Origin of the sequence: Streptomyces corchorusii, assembly GCF_001514055.1 — a bacterium.
Lineage (GTDB): Bacteria > Actinomycetota > Actinomycetes > Streptomycetales > Streptomycetaceae > Streptomyces > Streptomyces olivaceoviridis.
Genome location: NZ_KQ948376.1, coordinates 110,691 through 128,886, shown reverse-complemented (window position 1 = coordinate 128,886; position 18,196 = coordinate 110,691). Strand labels below are relative to the sequence as shown.

15 protein-coding genes and 3 pseudogenes are annotated in these 18,196 nt (G+C 71.3%); 7 read left to right on the top strand and 11 right to left on the bottom strand.

Going from position 1 to position 18,196, the window contains the following annotated elements:
• Positions 1–20 precede the first annotated feature (20 nt).
• The 6 genes and pseudogenes from AQJ11_RS51920 to AQJ11_RS41530 all read right to left on the bottom strand — a co-directional run.
• Positions 21–344: pseudogene (locus AQJ11_RS51920) on the bottom strand (transposase); the annotation flags it as partial.
• A 70-nt stretch (positions 345–414) separates the two neighbouring features.
• A pseudogene (locus tag AQJ11_RS51915) lies at positions 415–687 on the bottom strand (transposase); the annotation flags it as partial.
• 428 nt (positions 688–1,115) lie between these two features.
• Positions 1,116–1,685, bottom strand: a complete 570-nt coding sequence (locus AQJ11_RS41545; RefSeq protein ID WP_208616745.1) for a hypothetical protein — start codon at positions 1,683–1,685, stop codon at positions 1,116–1,118.
• Positions 1,686–1,964: 279 nt separating this feature from the next.
• Positions 1,965–2,728, bottom strand: a pseudogene (locus AQJ11_RS41540) (MBL fold metallo-hydrolase).
• Positions 2,729–2,853: 125 nt separating this feature from the next.
• The gene (locus AQJ11_RS41535; RefSeq protein WP_058084549.1) at positions 2,854–3,354 is read right to left on the bottom strand and encodes a cupin domain-containing protein; all 501 of its coding nucleotides are present in this window, start codon (positions 3,352–3,354) and stop codon (positions 2,854–2,856) included.
• A gap of 197 nt (positions 3,355–3,551) precedes the next feature.
• A complete protein-coding gene (locus tag AQJ11_RS41530) occupies positions 3,552–4,127 on the bottom strand; it encodes a YbaB/EbfC family nucleoid-associated protein (protein ID WP_059266891.1) in 576 nt (191 codons plus the stop codon).
• Between the two features lie 295 nt (positions 4,128–4,422).
• Between AQJ11_RS41530 and AQJ11_RS41525 the strand changes: the two genes are divergently transcribed.
• Entirely contained in the window at positions 4,423–4,821 is a 399-nt protein-coding gene (locus tag AQJ11_RS41525) for a 6-pyruvoyl trahydropterin synthase family protein (RefSeq protein WP_058084547.1), read from the top strand.
• Between the two features lie 633 nt (positions 4,822–5,454).
• On the top strand, positions 5,455–5,823 hold the full coding sequence (locus AQJ11_RS53000; RefSeq protein WP_079082668.1) for an MEKHLA domain-containing protein: 369 nt from the start codon (positions 5,455–5,457) through the stop codon (positions 5,821–5,823).
• A 37-nt stretch (positions 5,824–5,860) separates the two neighbouring features.
• On the opposite strand, the gene AQJ11_RS41520 is transcribed toward AQJ11_RS53000, so the two are convergent.
• Positions 5,861–6,298, bottom strand: coding sequence for a cupin domain-containing protein (locus tag AQJ11_RS41520; RefSeq protein ID WP_059266890.1), 438 nt, complete (start codon positions 6,296–6,298; stop codon positions 5,861–5,863).
• A 560-nt stretch (positions 6,299–6,858) separates the two neighbouring features.
• Here AQJ11_RS41520 and AQJ11_RS41515 point away from each other — a divergent pair.
• The gene (locus tag AQJ11_RS41515; protein WP_244218631.1) at positions 6,859–7,377 is read left to right on the top strand and encodes a sigma-70 family RNA polymerase sigma factor; all 519 of its coding nucleotides are present in this window, start codon (positions 6,859–6,861) and stop codon (positions 7,375–7,377) included.
• A 91-nt stretch (positions 7,378–7,468) separates the two neighbouring features.
• On the opposite strand, the gene AQJ11_RS41510 is transcribed toward AQJ11_RS41515, so the two are convergent.
• Positions 7,469–9,574: an AfsR/SARP family transcriptional regulator gene (locus AQJ11_RS41510; RefSeq protein ID WP_244218630.1), complete on the bottom strand. Its 2,106-nt coding sequence runs from the start codon at positions 9,572–9,574 to the stop codon at positions 7,469–7,471.
• Positions 9,575–10,464: 890 nt separating this feature from the next.
• Between AQJ11_RS41510 and AQJ11_RS41505 the strand changes: the two genes are divergently transcribed.
• Positions 10,465–11,121 (top strand): hypothetical protein, encoded by a 657-nt coding sequence (locus AQJ11_RS41505; RefSeq protein ID WP_059266886.1) that lies wholly within the window; start codon positions 10,465–10,467, stop codon positions 11,119–11,121.
• A 319-nt stretch (positions 11,122–11,440) separates the two neighbouring features.
• Entirely contained in the window at positions 11,441–12,127 is a 687-nt protein-coding gene (locus AQJ11_RS41500) for a hemerythrin domain-containing protein (RefSeq protein ID WP_059266885.1), read from the top strand.
• A 30-nt stretch (positions 12,128–12,157) separates the two neighbouring features.
• On the opposite strand, the gene AQJ11_RS41495 is transcribed toward AQJ11_RS41500, so the two are convergent.
• From AQJ11_RS41495 to abc-f, 3 genes are all read right to left on the bottom strand, one after another.
• On the bottom strand, positions 12,158–12,721 hold the full coding sequence (locus AQJ11_RS41495) for a CGNR zinc finger domain-containing protein (protein ID WP_014668986.1): 564 nt from the start codon (positions 12,719–12,721) through the stop codon (positions 12,158–12,160).
• A gap of 298 nt (positions 12,722–13,019) precedes the next feature.
• A complete protein-coding gene (locus tag AQJ11_RS41490) occupies positions 13,020–14,684 on the bottom strand; it encodes an ABC-F family ATP-binding cassette domain-containing protein (protein WP_059266908.1) in 1,665 nt (554 codons plus the stop codon).
• 79 nt (positions 14,685–14,763) lie between these two features.
• The gene (gene abc-f / locus AQJ11_RS41485) at positions 14,764–16,398 is read right to left on the bottom strand and encodes a ribosomal protection-like ABC-F family protein (protein WP_059266884.1); all 1,635 of its coding nucleotides are present in this window, start codon (positions 16,396–16,398) and stop codon (positions 14,764–14,766) included.
• Between the two features lie 426 nt (positions 16,399–16,824).
• Here abc-f and AQJ11_RS41480 point away from each other — a divergent pair, with 426 nt between their 5' ends.
• Together AQJ11_RS41480 and AQJ11_RS41475 are read left to right on the top strand one after the other, a co-directional pair.
• Positions 16,825–17,547, top strand: a complete 723-nt coding sequence (locus AQJ11_RS41480; RefSeq protein WP_208616744.1) for a molybdopterin-dependent oxidoreductase — start codon at positions 16,825–16,827, stop codon at positions 17,545–17,547.
• On the top strand, positions 17,495–18,196 hold the full coding sequence (locus AQJ11_RS41475) for a cytochrome b/b6 domain-containing protein (RefSeq protein ID WP_079082666.1): 702 nt from the start codon (positions 17,495–17,497) through the stop codon (positions 18,194–18,196). The genes AQJ11_RS41480 and AQJ11_RS41475 overlap by 53 nt, the downstream gene beginning before the upstream one ends.

Below are 18,196 nucleotides of genomic sequence, written 5' to 3'. Positions count from 1 at the left end.
GCTAGGTCGCTTCTTTCGGATCAGCTTGCCGACCAGATGAAGACGGCGGCGAGGTGCAGGCCGGCGAGGTAGATGGTGACGGTCTTGTCGTATCGGGTGGCCGGGCCGCGCCACTGCCTGAGCTTGTTGAGGCAGCTCTCGACCGTGTTGCGTTGCTTGCGAGCGTCGCGGTCGAAGGCCGGTGGCCTGCCGCCGCGGCTGCCCAGGCGTTTGCGGCTGGCGGCTTGATCGGCGGGCTGCGGGATCACTGCCCGGATCCCGTGCCGACGCAGATGGCTTCGGGTCGTGCGGGACGAGTACGCCTTGTCGGCCATGACCACGTCCGGGGTGACCCTGGGGCGGCCGGTGCGTCGGGACACCCACGGCGGCCCGCTTCCGCAGCCGGTTGTGGGCGCCCTTCCATGAGCCGAAGTGCTCGGTCAGGTCCATCCGTGGCGTCCCGGTGCGGTACTTGAACGCGATTGCGTCCATCACCTGCCGGTGGTCATGCCGCCGCCCTCCCCGCTTCGGAGTCCGGTACGTCGGCAACGGGTCGATCCTCGCCCACTGGGCGTCACCGCTCGGATGGTCGCCGACGCGATCCGGGGCCCCCGCGTGAGCGCGGCGGCGTGGGGAGGCGGGAACGCCAAGGCCCGCGACGCCGGATGGTCCGAACGACGGGGCCCGGCTCGCGGCGGCGACCGGCATATGTCGCCGGGGCGGTGCCCGCGACACATATGAGCGAACGGAGCGCACTCGTCACGTTGACGCAGCGGCCCGGCTGCCGGCGCGGACCTCGCACCGTGCCCGCGTTCGCCGACGGGCTGTCGGCTCGGCGGACACGGGGACGGCTCCGGGTGAACGTTTCGGCCCCGCCCGTCCGTGGACATAGGGAGAGCAGAGGGAACGCCGGGGCGGAGGTGCCCGGTGGTGCCGCCATGAGGACAGATGCGTTTGTGAAGACCGGTGTCGAGCTGCCGGAGGGGAGCTGCGAGAGGGGGCGCCGCGGCGTGCGCGGCCTCCTCGCCGCACCGCCCGAAGGTGGCTCACCCGTCCCGCATGGCGAAGCCCGCCGCACCGGACACGTACGGGTGACCGGCGGCGCGACTACGGCCGACGGGACGGGCGCACAGGTGTCAGCCCGCGGTGTCCGCCGCGGCCGAGGCCGGCTTCACCAGGGTGTACATGACGGAACGCTGCTGCTTGTGACGCCGGATGCGGCCCTTGGCGACCAGGGCTTCCAGGGTGTTGCGTACCACCTGCGGGGTGGGGTTGCGGTCCGGGTACTTCTTGAGCAGCTCGTCCCGCAGCTCCTTCGCCAGGCGCGGCTCGTCGTGGCCGGCGAGCAGATCCGCCAGCAGGTCCCCGAGCAGAGGCCGGTGCGACTTCCCCTTCGCACCGGCCTTCGCCGTCCTGCTCTTCGAAGCGGTCCTGGCCGACGCCGAACGCCGCGACGCGGCACCGGACCCCGACTTTGCCTTCGCGAGGACCGGCTCGTCCTGCATCTGCTCGGGCAGACGCGACGGGTCGGCGAAGCCCTCGTACCGCTCGGCGAGGTTCAGGATGTCCGCCAGGAGGGCCTCCTCCTGCTTCAACACCCTGATCCTCTCCTCCAGCTCCTGCTGTCGCCGGCGGTTCTCCTCCAGGTCCGATGCGGCTTGTTCCACGTACCGCGACCGGAGCGTGGCGGCTGATTGGCTGGTCACAACCGTTCACTCCCTCGATATGGATGACGTTGCGCATGGTACCCACGCCGAGGGTCCCGTGCAGATAAGTGTCGACGCCAGACGGTTCGTCGGGCATGTTCACTCTTCACGATAATCGCGATGTGCCCGATGCACGTGGCAAGTGCTGCCTTTTGCCACGGCTTGCAGGACGCCATCGTCACCCGCACGGGGTTCCCCCTCGAACAGACTGCCCGGTAAGTGTGTCGTCGAACCGTCCGGGGAGCGGTGGGGCACCGGGAGCCCCACCGGTCCCCGAGGTCACGTCGCCGCGCGTTCGCGGGCTGTCAGGGCGGCCTTCCCGGCCGAACCGTGGTGCACGGGTCCGTGGCCGGGCAGGACGGTGTCCGCGTCGAGCCTCTCGAACGCCGCGAGGGAGTCGAGAGCCCTGGCGCGGTCGGTGTGGAACATGTCGGGCAGCAGTTGCGGACCGCTGATCCGTGACGTGGGGTGCGCGGTCACCAGGGCTTCACCGCTGATCAGGATGCCGCTGTGGGGCAGGTGATAGGCGCAGTGACCCTTGGTGTGCCCGGGTGTGTGCACGGGAACGGGGGCGCCGGGCAGGTCCAGGGCTCCCGGCACGGGGAAGGCCCGCGGCTCGCGGACCGGAACGTGGGTGGTTCCGCCCGCGCGCAGGGCGTGCACGGCCCACGGAAGCACGCCGGGACGCCATGCCTGGGCGAGCACCTGTCCGACGGAAACCTGGTCGAGGAAGCCGCGGCGGGCGTGTGGCACCTCGTCCTGGTGCATGAGGACGGGCACGTCGTACACGGCGGGCAGGTGTTCGGCCGCACCGATGTGGTCGTTGTGCGCGTGCGTGACCAGTACGGCGGCCACCGAACGTGGGTCCAGCCCGGCCGCCTGGAGCGGGGCGGGCACGGCGTCGCGGTCGCCCGGGTAGCCGGTGTCGATCAGGGTGCGGCTCTCGCCGTCCTTGACGACCACCAGTCGGTGTTGCTGCCGGACACCGCGTAGACGTGGTCCCGGACCCGGACGATGCCGTCGTCACGCAGGATTCTCGGCATGGCCGTACGGCTCCTCGAAGGAAAACGCGGGGGACCGCTGCGGGGATCCGGCTCAGGCACCTGCCTGAGCCGGACGACGACGGGACAACGCCGTCGTTCTCACCGCCCGCAGCGGTCCACTCGGATCACTGACCGTCGCTCTGGAGGTCGGCCGGGGTGGCGCCGGGCGGGCCCAGGATGATGTCACCGAACTCCTCGGTGACGGCCTGGAACAGACCCATGTCCCACTCGGTTTCAGTGGTGGCTAGGTGTGCGGGGGTACCGGTGCGGCTGATGAGTTCCGCGAACCTGGCGGGGGAGGTGATGGCCAGGGTGCGCGCGCCGTCGTCACCCGCCTTGATCGTGTGCGGTGTGTTCATCTTGATGGCGTAGAAGTCCCCGGAGCGCAGAGTGAAGGTGTCCGGTCCCGCCCAGACCGTCAGGGAGCCGGAGACGACCCAGATGCGCTCCTCGTAGCCGGTGTGCAGATGCAGCGGGGTCCCGGCGCCCGGGGGCAGCGTGACGTCGGAGACGTCGTGGCGGCCCTCGGTCTCGTCCGCGGAGGTGAGGACGGACAGGCGCAGGTGCTGGCCGAGGACGAACTGGCGGTCCTGGGAAACCGGCGGCGGAGAGGGGAAGTCGGTCACAGGTGTGACTCCTTGGACGGGATCGCGGAGGATCGGGAAGGGAAGGAAGCGCCGGGCGTGCGGCGGGAAGGCGGCGAGAAGGTGTGTTTCTCACCGCGAAGTCCTGCGGAGCACGGTAGCAGCGAATACGTATGTGTGGCCGGTATGTGTGGAATGTTCCCCGGTCACCGGTCGGCCCGCGGGCGGCGGAGCGTGTCTCAGGAGTCGCACACGGCATCACACAGGGCGTCTCTCAGTGCCGTGACGGCCTCGTACAGCTCCGACGGCAGGGGAGTGTGCGGCAGGGCGGACAGCGTACCTGGGCGGCCCCACAACGGCCTGGTCCACGCCGAGTCGCGGACCGGGCCGGGGCCGACCGCCATCGTCCGGGCCTCCCGGACCAGGCGGCGCCAGCACACCGACGGTGCTTCACGGATCGCCTCCGGGCTCGGCGGCTCGTCCTCGTGCGCGCCTTCCGCGGCCATCGACAGACGGATGTTCGCGGCCGTCAGCACGGCGGTGGTGCGGGCCGCGAACTCGGTGCGGGCCGTCGTCAGAGCCTCCATGACGCTGTCGCCCAGCTGGGGGGCGGCCAACTCGCGAAAACGCTGGCTGACGAAGCGGACCCCCGCGGCGCGGCCGTCGGCACCCACGGTGACCTCCACGACACCGTCCTTGGAACACGCCGTCACCGACAGTGCCCTCATCTGCTCCCGAGCCCTGCTCAGCACACCCCATTGCTCGGCGAAATCAGCAAGGATCTTCTCCAGACGGCTCCCCGGTGGCCTGTCCATCGTCCTCCTTTGCCGGTGAAACCGCCCGCGGGCGGCATGACCTCTAAGCGGCCGGGCGGACCGCGTTCGCCTCGGACACGTTCCGGGCGTCCTACGCGTCCGGGCCCGGCGATCTCCGACGGCGGAGCCGGGCCGTGGGACACATGATGGACACGAGTCGGCGGCGCACTTGGTTCACATGCCGGGGGAACCGTGAACGTCCCTCACCGGTCCGCGGCCAGGTATGGAAACATCTCAGCCACAGGTGCGCCAGGTATGTTGTCGCGCCGGTCCCGGGCCCCACCTTGGAGGACTCTTGTTCAGCATCACCGTACGTGACCACATGATGGTCGCCCACAGCTTCCGTGGTGAGGTCTTCGGGCCCGCCCAGCGGCTGCACGGTGCGACGTTCATCGTGGACGCGACGTTCCGGCGCCCCGACCTGGACGACGACAACATCGTCGTCGACATCGGTCTCGCCACCGCGGAACTCGGCAAGGTGGTCGGCGCGCTCAACTACCGCAACCTCGACGACGAGGAGCAGTTCCAGCAGATCAACACGTCGACCGAATACCTCGCCAAGGTGATCGCCGACCGTCTGGTGGAGCGGATCCACGCGGGAGCACTGGGAGAGGGCGCCCGGGGGATCCACGAGGTGGCCGTGACACTGCACGAGTCGCACATCGCGTGGGCGTCCTACGAGCGGCGCGTGTGATCGGCACATGAGGCCCGCGCCGTCGAGGTGAGCGGCGGCGCGGGGCTCCGGGTGCCCAGCCGCGCACCATGACCGGACGCGTGTGGTACCCCTCGGCCCGCAGCTTCGGCCGGCCCGAGGCCAGGGCGGTGGCCGGCCAGGACGGCGTGATCGTGCGCGTCGCATCACCGCACAGCGGCCACGGTCGTCGCCGAGGAGCGGGGGCAGCGCCCGGCCGCCGTCCTCGGCGTCCGGCAGGGGAGATCCGGACCAGCCGCGCGACCCGCGTCGCGGACGGTCGCGGTCGCCTCGCGGCGGTCTCCGTCGCGCGGCATCTGCGAGAACGGGGCCTTCGGCCACACGGGGGCCCGCAGTCTGGTCCGCCGCACACGGTCGAGGGCGCGCGGAGTCTCGGGGGCGCGGCGCCGGAGGAGCGCCTCCCGTGGTCCGACACCGCGGTGCCACACCGCGGTGCCACACCGCCGGGCCGGACGCCGGCTCCTGCCGGACGAAGGAACAGGCGACCTCGATGAGATCCCTCGATGAGATCCCACGATGACGGCGGCACGCCGATGACGCCAACAGGCCGGCCACCGACCCCGCGTTCGCCGCCCCGCTGCTCGCCGGCCATCTGCGGCTGGTGGGCGAGCCGTTGTGCCCGGCGCGGCGGGACACCGATCAGGAGGCCGCGCGCGATGGCTGCACGACCGAGCGCCGTTCGGCCTGCTCGCGCACGACACCTCAGCCGATCCCTTCTTCGTCCACGCCAACAGCAGGGCGCGGGAGCGCTTCGGCTGCTCCTGGGGCGAGTTCGTCGGCATGCCGTCCCGGCTGTCCGCGCGCCCGGACGGCCGGCAGGACCGTGACGCCTTCGCGCGCGGCGTGCGGGCACCACTACGCCACCGGCTGCCTGGGGATCTGTGTCGGCAAGGGCGGCCATCCCTGCTGGACAGAGGACGTGACCATGTACGACGCGCCCGCCACGGCGGCCGGGTGCGCACGTCGGCGCCCGTGCTGCCGTGACGGGCTTTTGCACCCGTGGGCCGGGCGGGGGCGGCTCCTACTGGAAGTCGCAGCCCGGGTTGGGGGCGTCCTCGGACAGCGGGGCGCCGTGCGGCAGGACGTAGAGCACGTCGAGGACGACGTCGGTCGTACCGAGGTTGCGGCCGATGTGCACGTGGTCGGCGCCGGACGGCTCCGTGATGCCGCTGCCGGTGCGGTACACGCCGTCGGAGGCGCAGCCGGAGTCGAAGTGGCTCAGGGTGCCGTGCTGGACGAAGCCGTAGACGGTTCCGTCGTGGTAGTGCCAGCCCGTGCTCTGGCCCGGGGGAATGGTGATCTGGCGGAGGACGTAGTCCTTCCCGCCGGATGTCGTCCGGGAGATGATCGTGCCCTTCACACCGGGACCGGCCGGTGTGGCGAACGCGGTGCCCGCGCCGAGGGAGAGGCCGGCGGCAGCGGCCATGGTCACTCCCAGGCGCAGCAGGTTCTTGCGCATGTGGGTCAAACCTTTCAGCTGGATCCGCAGCGCGCCGGCAGGGGCCGGCGGGTCCGGGCCGGGCCGGCGCGCTGTCTCACTGGAAACACGCGTTCATGATCGGCGCTGTCGGCTCCGGTGGCCCGAGGGGTCCGCACCGTGCCGCGCGCATCGCGTGCCGAGCAGACAGTGTCACACCTGCGGCCGGAGCCGGCCGGGCCCCCACACTCTCCACCCGATTGTCCCACCCCACGCACATGTGTTTACCTTGGACTGCCGCCGCCGTTCGGCGGGTCAAGGCGGCTCGACGCACGTGATATATAACTCACCGTTCGTACATGTTTGGATTCTGTTAAGAGCGGGAATTCCCGTCGGGAACGGAAACCGCCTGGTGAGAAGGGGTTTTCCGGCCCGCCCCGGACAGCGTCCGCCCACATGTTCCGGCCGGACGGGGACACGGCACCGCGGCGACACAAATGCAGCAGTTTTCTGGCACTCGCCGCTGCCTAGAGTGCGAATGCGGGGGTTACATCCGGCCCCCGGTCGCCGCACAACAGAGAACCAGGATGGTTCAGAACACTATGGCTACGCCCCTCACGGCTATGTCCCGGTCCGACCTGCTCGGCACGATCATGAGGGAACACCGGGACGGCCTTGTCTCGTACGCCGAGAAGATGCTGGGTGACCACGGACTGGCCGAGGACATCGTCCAGGAGGCCATCGTCCGGGCCTGGCGGAACATCGACCGTCTGATCGGCATGGAGGGCTCGGTCCGCGGCTGGCTCTTCACCGTGACCCGGCATCTGGTCATCGACTGGGTGCGCAAGCCCCATGCCCGACGGGAAGTCCTCGGAGACACCTACAACGACCCGGTGTCGGGCACCGACGGCACCGAAGCGGTGCACGACGCCCTGGTGGTCAGGCCGCTGCTGCGCCGGCTGTCTCCCGAACACCGGGCCGTGCTGGTCCACATCTATCTGTGTGACCGCACCATCCAGGAAACCGCGGGCATCCTCGGGGTGCCGGCCGGCACGGTCAAGAGCCGCCAGCACAACGCGCTGCGCAAGCTGCGCGCGGTCGTACGACGCGAGGCGGCTTAGACATCGTTGTCTCTCCCGGCCCCGGGGCTCGGACATCGCTGTCCCTCCGCCCCGGGGCCGACCCCGGTCCCCGAGTCCCCGACGACGACCTCTACTGCTTCTTGACGCACATCTCCAGTGCCGAGGTCAGTTGGCGCCGGAAGGCCTCGCCTCGCGGGTAGTGACCCAGCGAGCGGGCGAGTTCGGGCAGCAGGTACCGCTCGGCGACGATCCACTCGGCGGCGTCCGAGCGTCCGGCGAAGTGCTGGGGGCGGACGCCCGGCCGCGGCGGCGGCAGGATCACGGTGCTGCGGTGCGGTGCCAGCAGCGCCGTGGCGGCCTCGGCGCTGTACAGATAGTGCTCGACCATCCGGGCGACCGCGTCCGACCGGGCACTCGGCGAGTCCAGGAGCGAGCTGAGTTCCGCGGCGTAGGTGCGCAGCAGTTCGTGACAGGTGTACCGCCCGGCGACCAGTTCGACGAGGAAGTGGTGGTCCATCAGCTCGGCCACGTCCTGCCGGGTCCTGCGCAGGTCGGTGCCGGCCAGGCTGGCGGCGGCCGGAAGGGCGATGTCCCGCGAGGGGTGCAGGCCGAGCAGCCGGAACAGCCTCGCGGCGCCGCTGCTCAGAGCGTCGTAGGAGCGGTGGAAGGCGTCGCGGGTGCTCGTGCGGGCGTCCCGGCTGGACAGGGCGTCGAGGCTGTCGGCCGTGTCCCGCAGCCTGGCCGTGAGCGAGGCCAGCGGGAACTGCGGGTGCGTCAGGGCACGGGCGCCGGCGACGGCCAGCGCCAGCGGCAGCCCGCCGCACAATTCCACCAGCTCCTCCGCGGCGGCGCGCTCGGCACGGGTCCGGTTCGTGCCCAGCCGCCGGTCGAGCAGTTCGAGACCCTCCTGCCGGGTCATGGGGTCGAGGGTGATGATCCGGGCGTTGTCGGTGACGGCGAGGCCCTCCAGCCGCCGCCGGCTCGTGACGATCGCGAGGCATCCCGGCGTGGCGGGCAGCAGGGGCCGTACCTGTTCGCAGTCCGCCGCGTCGTCCAGGACGAGCAGCAGCCGGCGTCCGGCCAGGGCACTGCGGTAGGCGGAGCCGAGGGCGGCGGCACTCGGGTGTGACTGGTTGTTCTCCACACCGAGCGCGTCGAGGACCTCGGCGATGGCCGCGCCTGATTCCAGGGGGGCCCGGGACGGGTGGTGCCCCTGGAGGTCGACGTAGATCTGGCCGTCGGGGAAGTGGTCGGCCACCAGGTGGCCCCAGTGCACGGCCAGCGTGGTCTTGCCGACGCCCGCCATGCCGCAGATGGCCGCGGTCATCGTGGGCGGCCGGTTCTCACCCTCCAGCGGGAGCAGCTCCAGGCACTGGCCCAGTGCCTGCTCACGGCCCGCGAAGGACAGGCAGTCCGCGGGCAACTGGGCCGGCCTGCCGGCAACCACGGGCTGTGCTGCGAGAGGGCCCGTACTGCCGGTGATCCGGCGCTGGAGCAGGTGCTGCTGGGCGGCGCGCAGTTCGGGCCCGGGTTCGACGCCCAGTTCGTCGGCCAGCCCCCGGCGGATGCTCTCGAACTGCTCCAGGGCCGCGGCCTGCCGGCCGCTGGCGGCCAGCGCGGCGATGATCCGGCAGTGCAGGGCCTCGTCGAAGGGGTGGCACTCCACGGCGCGGCGCAGCATCGTCAGCACTTCCTCGGTCAGCGCGGGCGCCGCCGTGAGGACGGCGTCGGCCGCCTCCTTCACCGTCGCGACGAACTCGTGCCCCACCGACGTGAACACCGGGTGCCGGGCCACATGGGTGCCCGCGGCGACGGCCGGACCGCGCCACAGCCGCAGCGCCTCCATGAAGTCCTGTGCGGCCTGTGCCGGCGCGCCGCCCCTGAGCGCGAGCTGTGCCTGTGCGCGCAGGTCACGGAAGTGCAGCAGGTCGGAGGTCGAGGTGTCGACCAGCAGGCGGTATCCGTCGGCGGCACGCACCAGGTGTGTCGCGTGTGTCCTGCTGCGCAGTTCGGGTTCGAGCGTTCTGCGCAGCGCGCCGATGTGCCGGTGCACCACGTTGACGGCGCTGGGCGGTGGCTCGTCGTCCCACAGGATGTCCACGGCTTCGTCCACCGTCAGCGGGCCGGGGGCACGCAGCAGCAACAGGGCGAGCAGGGCCAGTCGTTTCGGGGGACCGAGGTCGATCTCGGTGTCACCACGCAATGCCCGCACGGTGCCGAGGATTGAGTAGCGCACTGTCGCGTCCATCTCGCCGCTGGCCTCGTCATTCTCACGTCGTGCCGTTGGTCGCCCGTCCGATGGGGTCACCGCTCCGGTCCGGGACGAGGCCGTCCGCCGCGAGGGCACGGGCCGACATGCCTGAGAAACATCGGACATGTCATGGAACCCCGGAGGAACGGGCAGTGGAACGGGTGCGCGGGACGGGCGTGTCCGGAACCCACCACTGTCGGTTGACGTGTTCGGTCGCACGAAGGGTGCTGCCCCGACCGTCCGCCGTGTCGCGGCACCGGGAGGCGGAGACACCTCTGCCACGGTATGCCCGTAAGTGGACCCCGTAGTCCGTTTAGGCCCGACTTTACTACAGGCCATGCCGTCCGGCCAGTCCGTCCGTTCCGGGCGGGGGGCCACGCGGCAAGCATGGCAGTCGGTGACCGTCGGCGTATCAGTCTGCCGACTTGCCGTTCCCGCGCCGCCCGGGTCTTCGATGCGTCACATGACGATGACAGTGCGCGGGTCGACCTGTCGAACACGGACGCCCGGCGCGCGCGACCGGACCCTGTATGACCGGCATGTGCACCTCGCCCGGCGTCGCCGATGGGGGACTGCGTTCATCATGCCCCCCATTGCGTCACCGGTCAAGCCGGTGACGCAATGGGGGGAGGAATGCCGTGCGGTGTCCGCGGGGATGTGGATCCGTCCGTCATGGTGGATCATGTCGAGGTGACAGCCGGAGGTTCACGGGCCGCACCGCCCACACGTGTGTGTGCCGGGACCCCGGCGGCGTGAGGGCGGCAGGTGAACCATGGGGAGGCCCGCACCGTTCGTTCTCATGACGGACCTCCACCGCCTGGGAGGCCGCTACGGGCGCCTGCTCCGCCGGCCGGCCGGTGAGAGGAGGAGCCCCCTTGTACGTACTGGTCCCCGACGACCCCGTGTTCTTCGCCAAGTTCGAGAGCCTGGAAGAGCCGCTTCTCCGCCGCCTCTACCTGCTCCACAGCGCGGGCCTGGAGGAGTCCGACGACGAGCGGATCATCGCGGATGCCTACGACAGCTGGGTGCAGGTGCTGCTGAAACTGCCGCTGTGGTCCCAGTGGCACGCCACGGACACGTCCGCCGAGCCCGCCCCGGGCGAGCCGGCCGGGTACACCCTCCACAGCGCGGGCGGCACCCAGCTGACGACTCTCTACCCGATCGAGGTGACCGCGGCCGATCTCGGACACCTGACGGCCTGCCTCGACCTGTTCGCCGCGGCCGGCAGGACCCGGCGGGCCGTGCCGGGCCGGGCGGACGCCGAAGCGGACGCCGAAGCGGGTGCCGACCGGCCCGAACGGGAGGATGCCCTCGTCGACGTCTTCCGGCGCGTCATGGAGGTCCTGCTGCTTCCGCAGCCGCAGCGGCTGCTGGACACCCTGCGGCAGGTCACGCGCCAGGGCCGGACCGGCTCCGTGACCCTGCCGGCCGAGGAGGAGACGGAGTACCGGCACTACTGCGAGGACATCGTGACCATCCTCAGCTCCGGTGACACGTTCGCCTACCGCAGCCATCGCGCCCTGTACCTGTGAGGTGCCCCGCAACCCTGAGGGCCGGCCTGCCCGTTCGTCTCTCAAGCGACCGAGCGGGTGCGGCCTGCTTCCGGCCGGATCTCTCCACCCGAAACACTTCTTCGCCACGGGATCTTCTGACACGTGTCTCTGTGGTACGTTCCGTGATCGGTCGGTCCGGTGATCCGCGTGTGTACCGGAGGGCCGGCTCTCCCTCGTTCGATCGAACACGCCCACCGGCCGACAGCGTCCCCGGTCCGCCCTGAGCGGCTGCCCGCTGCCGGTCCGCCGGGTCGCCGTCCTCGCCTCCCGGCACGGAAACGGCAAGAAAGGTCTACGGATGTCCGCCACGCAGGTGCCGGTCGGAGATGGCACCCGTCTCTTCGAGGAACTGTGTGCCGTACACGGCATCATGACCCGGGGCGCGCAGCTCGTCGCCGGGTCCTTCACGCAGTTGGCCGGCGGTGCGGCCGTCGACACGAAGACGCTGGTGGCGACCGTGCAGTGGTTCGTCGACTTCGTGCGCCACTTCCACCAGGGCAAGGACGAACTGTTCTGGCCGGTGGTGCGCGAGCGGTTCCCCGGAAGGGTCCGCCGGCTCGACCGGCTGGCCGAGGACGCCGACGCGCTGCGCGCGGCGCTCGACGAACTGGAGAGCGTGATCGGGCGGATCGCCGAGGAGCGCCGGGTCGGCGGCTCGGTGAGCTGGGGGCACGCGATGCGGGAGGGGACGCTCGCCTCGTACCGGATCCGGGACCTGCTGGCCGGACGCTTCGGCGTGGAGGAGCCGCTGCTCAGGGGGCTGATCCCGGTCGCCCCGGACGAGGGCGTGGCAGGGCTGCGCAAGGCACTGGCCGACTCCGTTTCGCGCGGCGGACCGCATCTGGTCCTCGGCCTCCTGGAGCATCCCGAGCCGCTTCCCGGCCGGGACCGGCTGTACGGCGGCCTGCCGCCGTCCGTGCGCTGGACCCGGGGGATGCTGATGAGCAGGTTCCGCAGGACGCTCAAGGCCCTGGCGGCCGACTGAACCCGCGTCCGCCGGGCCCGGGTCAGCGGGTCATCGCACGGGCATGGCGGGCGCGGTCTTCTTCCGCGCGCGGTAGGCGGCGGCCTTGATCTTGTTGCCGCAGGACTCCATGCCGCACCACTGGCGCCGCATGCCCCGGGAGCGGTCGATGTAGACCCGCGTGCACTCCGGGTTGCCGCACTCCTTCATCAGGGGGACGTCCGGGCCGCTGAGCAGTTCGACGGCCTGCCGCGCGACGGTCGCCAGGGCCTGCCCGGGGGTCGCCTCGTTGTGCCGCCCGGCCATGGTGAGCTGCGGCGTCACCGGCGTCTTGCGCGCGGCGCCGTTGACCACGGCGAGTGCCTCGCGGTCGAACTCCTCACCGAGGCGGCGGTTCGTGACGAGGCGGTAGATGGCCTCGCGCACGGTCGTCGCCTCGCGGACGTCTTCCTCGTCGCCAGGTGTGATCGTGTCCACGAGTCCCGACTCCAGGTACCAGGCGTTCAGCCGGTCCGGTGTCACGAACATCTCGAAGCGGGTCGAGCGCCGGGCACGGAGAGTGGCCGCGAAGTCGAGGGCCGGGTGCCCGCATACGAAGACATGGTCAAGGTTCACATCACCATCTTGACAGGTGACTGCCGTGGAACGCAAGCAGCGTCACCGTTCAGGGTGGTGCCGCTTGGCCGGGCGAGATCACCGTACCGCACCGGACCCCAGGTCACAGGGCACCCATCGCGGTCACAGGGCACCCCGCGTGAAGAGGACGGCAGCACCGGGCGTGGGGCGCCGGGCGCGCCGGACCGGGCGACGACCGCCGCCCGGTCCGGCGCGCCCGCACCCCGTCCGGCGCGCGCATCCATCGGAAGCCCCCGCATCCGTCCGGCGCCCCCGCGCCCGGCGTGGTGCGCCCGGGTCAGGACCGGGAACGGGCCGCCGCCGTGTTGTCCCGCTGCCCGCTTCCGGGCTCCAGCCGGATCTCGCGGCCCTGCCACCGGCGCCGCAGCCAGCGGTCGTGGCTGGCGAGGACGATCGCGCCGGGACCGGTGCCGAGCGCGGCCTCCAGTTCGTCGCACAGGGTGGGGGACAGGTGGTTGGTGGGCTCGTCGAGCAGCAGCAGGTGGGGCGGGCGGGCCACCAGGAGAGCCAGCGCGAGCCGCCGGCGCTGGCCCACGGACAGCCCGCCGACGGGCTTGTCCAGGTCCGCCTCGTGCAGGAGGCCGAGCGAACCCAGCGGCACCTTCTCGGCGCGCGCCGGGCCCAGCGACAGCTCATACGTGTCGCGGACCGTACGCTCGGGCCGGTCGAAGACGGTGTCCTGGGTGAGCAGCCCGACCGTGAGCCGGCGCCGCCTGCGCACCTCGCCCTCGGCCGGCAGACGTCCGGCGAGCACGGCGAGCAGCGTCGACTTGCCCGCCCCGTTGCCGCCGGTGACCAGCAGCCGGTCGGTCGCCGACACCTCCAGGGCGTCCAGCGCGAGCCGGCCGGGCACCCGTACGTCCCGCAGGGCCACCAGCGGCTGCGGGCCCTCCTCCGCGCGGGCGGCCAGTTCCCCGGCCGCGAACCGCAGTGGCCGCGGCGGCTCGGCGACCTGCGTGCGCTCCAGTTCCTCCAGCCGCCGGGTGGCGTTGCGCACCCGGCGGGAGATCTGGTTCTGCACCCGGCCGGCCCGGTGGCCGTAGCCCATCTTCTCGTTGTCGGTGCGGCCCCGGTCCGGTGCGACCCGGTGCGCGGTCACACCCGCCGACTGCCGCAGTTCCTCCAGTTCCTCCTGTTCCTCGGCGTACCGCCGTTCCCAGCGCTCCCGTTCGGCGCGCTTGTGCGCCAGATAGGCGCTGTAGTTGCCGCCGTAGCGGACCGGGCCGTCCACCGCGGGGTCGAGGTCGATCAGGTCGGTGCAGACCGCGTCGAGGAACGCCCGGTCGTGACTGGCGATGACCACGGTTCCGGGCAGGCCGCGGACCTGCTCCTCCAGGAACGCGGCGGCTGTGTCGTCGAGGTGGTTGGTCGGCTCGTCCAGCAGCAGCGCCGACGGCCTGCGCACGAGCAGCGCGGCCAGGGCCAGCCGGCCGCGCTGCCCGCCGGACAGCGAGCCGAGCGTGCGCTCGTGCCCGAGCGTGCCGAGGCCCAGGCCGTCCAGCACCAGCGCGGCGCGGCGGTCGGCGTCCCAGGACTCACGGTCCTGGGCCTGTTCCAGCCGCCTGCCGTAGGTGTCGAGGAGTTCGGCGTGGCCGGGGTCGTCCTCCGGGACGCGGGCCAGCTCCTCGCCGAGCCGTTCGAGTTCCGTGAGGTCCTCGCGGGCCTCGCGCAGTGCGTCGTCGAGCACCGCGGCGATGGTCGAGCCGGCGTCGAAGGGCATCTCCTGGTGCAGGAAGCCGAGGTCGCCGGGGCGGGTGACGCTCCCGGCGTCGGGTTCGTCCACGCCGGCCAGCACCCGCAGCAGGGTGGACTTGCCGACGCCGTTCTCCCCGATCAGGCCGATGCGGTGGCCGGGAGAGGCGGTCAGGGAGACACCGTCGAGGACGCGACGGCCGCCGAGAGCGCGGACGATGTCTCGGGCGAGCAGGGCGGGTTGAGGCACAGGGAACCGTCCCAGGTGGTCGGTGGTCGGCCCGCCGGGCACACGGCCTCGGAGGCGGGCCCCTTCACACACCGGCGGCTCACACCGCGGGGGCCCCGGTCTCCTTGAGCACCCCGTCGGCCAGCCGCAGCCAGCGGTTCACCCCGATCTCGGCGAGGAACCGCTCGTCGTGGCTGACCACCATGAAGGCGCCCTGGTAGGAGTTGAGCGCGCTCTCCAGCTGTCCGGCGCTGACCAGGTCGAGGTTGTTGGTCGGCTCGTCGAGCAGGAGCAGATGGGGAGCCGGTTCGGCGCACAGCACGCAGGCCAGGGTGGCGCGCAGCCGTTCGCCGCCGGACAGGACGCCGACCGGCAGGTGGGCCCGGGCACCGCGGAAGAGGAAGCGGGCGAGCAGGTTCATCCGCTCCGCCTCGGGCCGCTCGGGGGCGAACGCGGCGAAGTTCTCCGCCACGGTGCGGTCCAGGTCCAGCAGGTCCAGGCGCTGCGAGAGGTAGGCGATCCGGCCGTCGTTGCGCTTGATCTCCCCGCTGTCCGGGGCGAGGTCGCCGGTGATCAGCCGCATCAGCGTGGTCTTGCCCGCGCCGTTGGGGCCGGTCAGCGCGATGCGCTCGGGGCCGCGGATGGTCAGGTCGACGCCGCCGTCGGCGAACACGGCCTTGCCGGCGTGGTGGACCTGCATGCCCTCGCCGAGGAAGAGGTTGCGTCCGGCGGGCACCTGGGTGTCGGGCAGTTCCAGGGTGAGGCGCTGCTCGTCGCGCAGTGCGCGTCCGGCCTCGTCGAGACGGGCCTTGGCCTCGCTGACCCGGGAGGCGTGCATCGTGCCGGCCTTGCCCGCGGCCTCCTGCGCGCCGCGCTTCATGTTGCCGGCGAAGATCTTCGGCAGACCGGCGTTCTTGAGGTTCTTGGCGGCGTTGCTCGCGCGGCGCTCGGCGCGCTCGCGGGCCTGCTGCATCTCCCGCTTCTCCCGCTTCAGCTCCGCCTCGGCGTTGCGGACGTTCTTCTCGGCGACCTCCTGCTCGGCGCGCACGGCCTCCTCGTACTCCGTGAAGTTGCCGCCGTAGAAGCGCAGTTCGTCGCTGCCGAGTTCGGCGATGCGCTCCATGCGGTCGAGCAGCGCGCGGTCGTGGCTGACGAGCAGCAGACAGCCGTTGAAGTCCCCGAGCACGTCGTAGAGCTTGTGCCGGGCCTCCAGGTCGAGGTTGTTGGTCGGCTCGTCGAGCAGCAGCACGTCGGGGCGCTTGAGGAGCTGGGCGGCGAGGCCGAGGGAGACGACCTGGCCGCCGCTGAGCGTGCTCAGGCTGCGGTCCAGGGTGAGGTCGGCGAGGCCCAGGCGGTCGAGCTGGGCGCGGGTGCGCTCCTCGATGTCCCAGTCGTCGCCGATGGTGGTGAAGTGCTCCTCGCTCACGTCCCCGGATTCGACGGCGTCGATGGCGCGGATCACCGCGGCGACGCCGAGCACCTCGGCGACGGTGAGGTTGCCGGTCAGGGGGAGGCTCTGCGGGAGGTAGCCCAGCGTGCCGGCCACCGACACCGAGCCGGTGGCGGGCTTGAGTTCCCCGGCGATCAGCTTGAGCAGGGTGCTCTTGCCGGAGCCGTTGGGGGCGACCAGACCCGTGCGGCCGTTGGTCACGGTGAAGGACAGGTCGTGGAAGACGGGGGTGTCGTCGGGCCAGGCGAAGGACAGGTTCGAGCAGACGACGGCGGCGTCGGACATGGAGGCGACCTCGGAGGTACTGAGGGCAGAGCATGGACTTCTGCCCTGGGCAGACGTGGGAAAATGGGTACGACAGAACGGACCACGTCGGCGGCGCTCCTGAGCACCGGCCGGTGGCCGTCAGATCCGGATCTCACCCGGAGATGTCGTCTTCACCCACCACGTCTGCGACTCCTCGATACACGGTCTACGTCGCTCACAGTGTAGCGCAGGCGGGCGTCCGGCGTTCCCGGGGGTGCGGTTCATACATGTGTGCCCCTGGTTGACAGTCCGTGGACGACCGTGCCACCATAGTCACCAGTTAAATAGGTGACGGCGTCGTGGATGGTCGACAGTGTTCACACGTGTGGGCTCGCCCGAACCGGTGCCTGCCCGTCCGGCCGCACCTCTCCGGGATCGTCGCCACCCCTAAGGAGCACACTGACCATGGCAGGAAAGCCGAAGCGGAGGGCCGAGGGCGCACCGGTGGGACGGCGGGCGATGCTGGGCATGCTCGGAGCGGGCGCCGCCGGACTCGCCGCCGCGCCCTATCTCCAGCGCGGCTGGGAGGGGTTCCTCGGCGCCGCCTCCCAGGTCGACGCCACGGGCCTGACCGGTCTGCTGCCCAACCCGGGCGGTTTCCGGTACTACAGCGTCGTCGGCTCGGTGCCGCACAAGGACGCGACGAACTACGAGCTCAAGATCGACGGTCTGGTGGACAGGCCCAGGACCTACACACTCGACGAACTGCGCGCGATGCCGCAGACCCGGGTCGTCCACGACGTGCTGTGCACGGACGGATGGCGTGTGGACAAGACACCCTTCGAGGGGGTGAAGCTGGCGGACATCCTGGACGCCGCCGGGGTGCGCTCCCCGGGCGCGGCGATCCGCTTCACCTGCTTCGACGGCGCCTACACCGAGAGCCTCACCCTGGAACAGGCCCGCCGCTCGGACGTCCTGGTGGCCCTGAACATGCAGGACAAGCCCATCACTCACGAGCACGGCGGACCGGTCCGCCTCTACGTGGCCCCCATGTACTTCTACAAGTCGGCCAAGTGGCTGTCCGGCATCTCGGTCACCGACAAGGTCGTTCCCGGCTACTGGGAGGAGCGCGGTTATGCAGTCGACGGCTGGCTCGACGACGCCGACCGGCACAGCGACGCGGCCTGACCCGCCCGGCCGTCTGCGCCGGTTCAGCACCGCGGAGCGCATGGTCCACCGGGCCACCGGCTATCTGATGCTCGTGTGCCTGGTCACCGCCGCCTGCCTGTACCTGGGGCCGCTGGCCCAGCTCGTCGGGCGGCGCCACCTGATGGTCACGCTGCACGAGTGGTCGGGCATCTCGCTCCCGCTGCCCTCCCTGCTCGGGCTCCTCTCCGCCGACTTCCGCGCGGACCTGCGCAGGCTGAACCGCTTCGCGGTGTACGACCGGCAGTGGCTGCGGGCCGTGCGCAAGCGCCGTACGGCGCCCGAGGCGCGGCCGGCCGGCAAGTTCAACGCGGGCCAGAAGATCTACGCGGGCTGGATCGCCGGCGCCGTGCTGGTGATGATGTCCACCGGTCTGCTGATGTGGTTCATGGGGCTGCTGCCCTCCATCTCCCGCACCAGCGCGATCTTCGTCCACGACCTCCTGGCCTGGGCCATCACCTTCGTGCTCATCGGGCACATGCGCCGGGCGTTCGAGGACCCGGAGGCGAGACTCGGCATGCGCACCGGGTACGTCAGCCGGTCCTGGGCGGAGCGGTACCACTCCCGGTGGCTGAAGGAGGAGGGGATGGGTACCGTGACCGGTGAAACCGAGGAAGCGGACAAGGTGTGA

Excerpts from the sequence above, each read along its gene's own strand:
- AQJ11_RS41475 (WP_079082666.1), top strand. The coding sequence starts at position 17,495 with ATGCAGTCGACGGCTGGCTCGACGACGCCGACCGGCACAGCGACGCGG.
- AQJ11_RS41480 (WP_208616744.1), top strand. The coding sequence starts at position 16,825 with ATGGCAGGAAAGCCGAAGCGGAGGGCCGAGGGCGCACCGGTGGGACGG.
- AQJ11_RS41520 (WP_059266890.1), bottom strand. The coding sequence starts at position 6,298 with ATGCGCAAGAACCTGCTGCGCCTGGGAGTGACCATGGCCGCTGCCGCC.
- AQJ11_RS41500 (WP_059266885.1), top strand. The coding sequence starts at position 11,441 with ATGTCCGCCACGCAGGTGCCGGTCGGAGATGGCACCCGTCTCTTCGAG.
- abc-f (WP_059266884.1), bottom strand. The coding sequence starts at position 16,398 with ATGTCCGACGCCGCCGTCGTCTGCTCGAACCTGTCCTTCGCCTGGCCC.
- AQJ11_RS41515 (WP_244218631.1), top strand. The coding sequence starts at position 6,859 with ATGGCTACGCCCCTCACGGCTATGTCCCGGTCCGACCTGCTCGGCACG.
- AQJ11_RS41530 (WP_059266891.1), bottom strand. The coding sequence starts at position 4,127 with ATGGACAGGCCACCGGGGAGCCGTCTGGAGAAGATCCTTGCTGATTTC.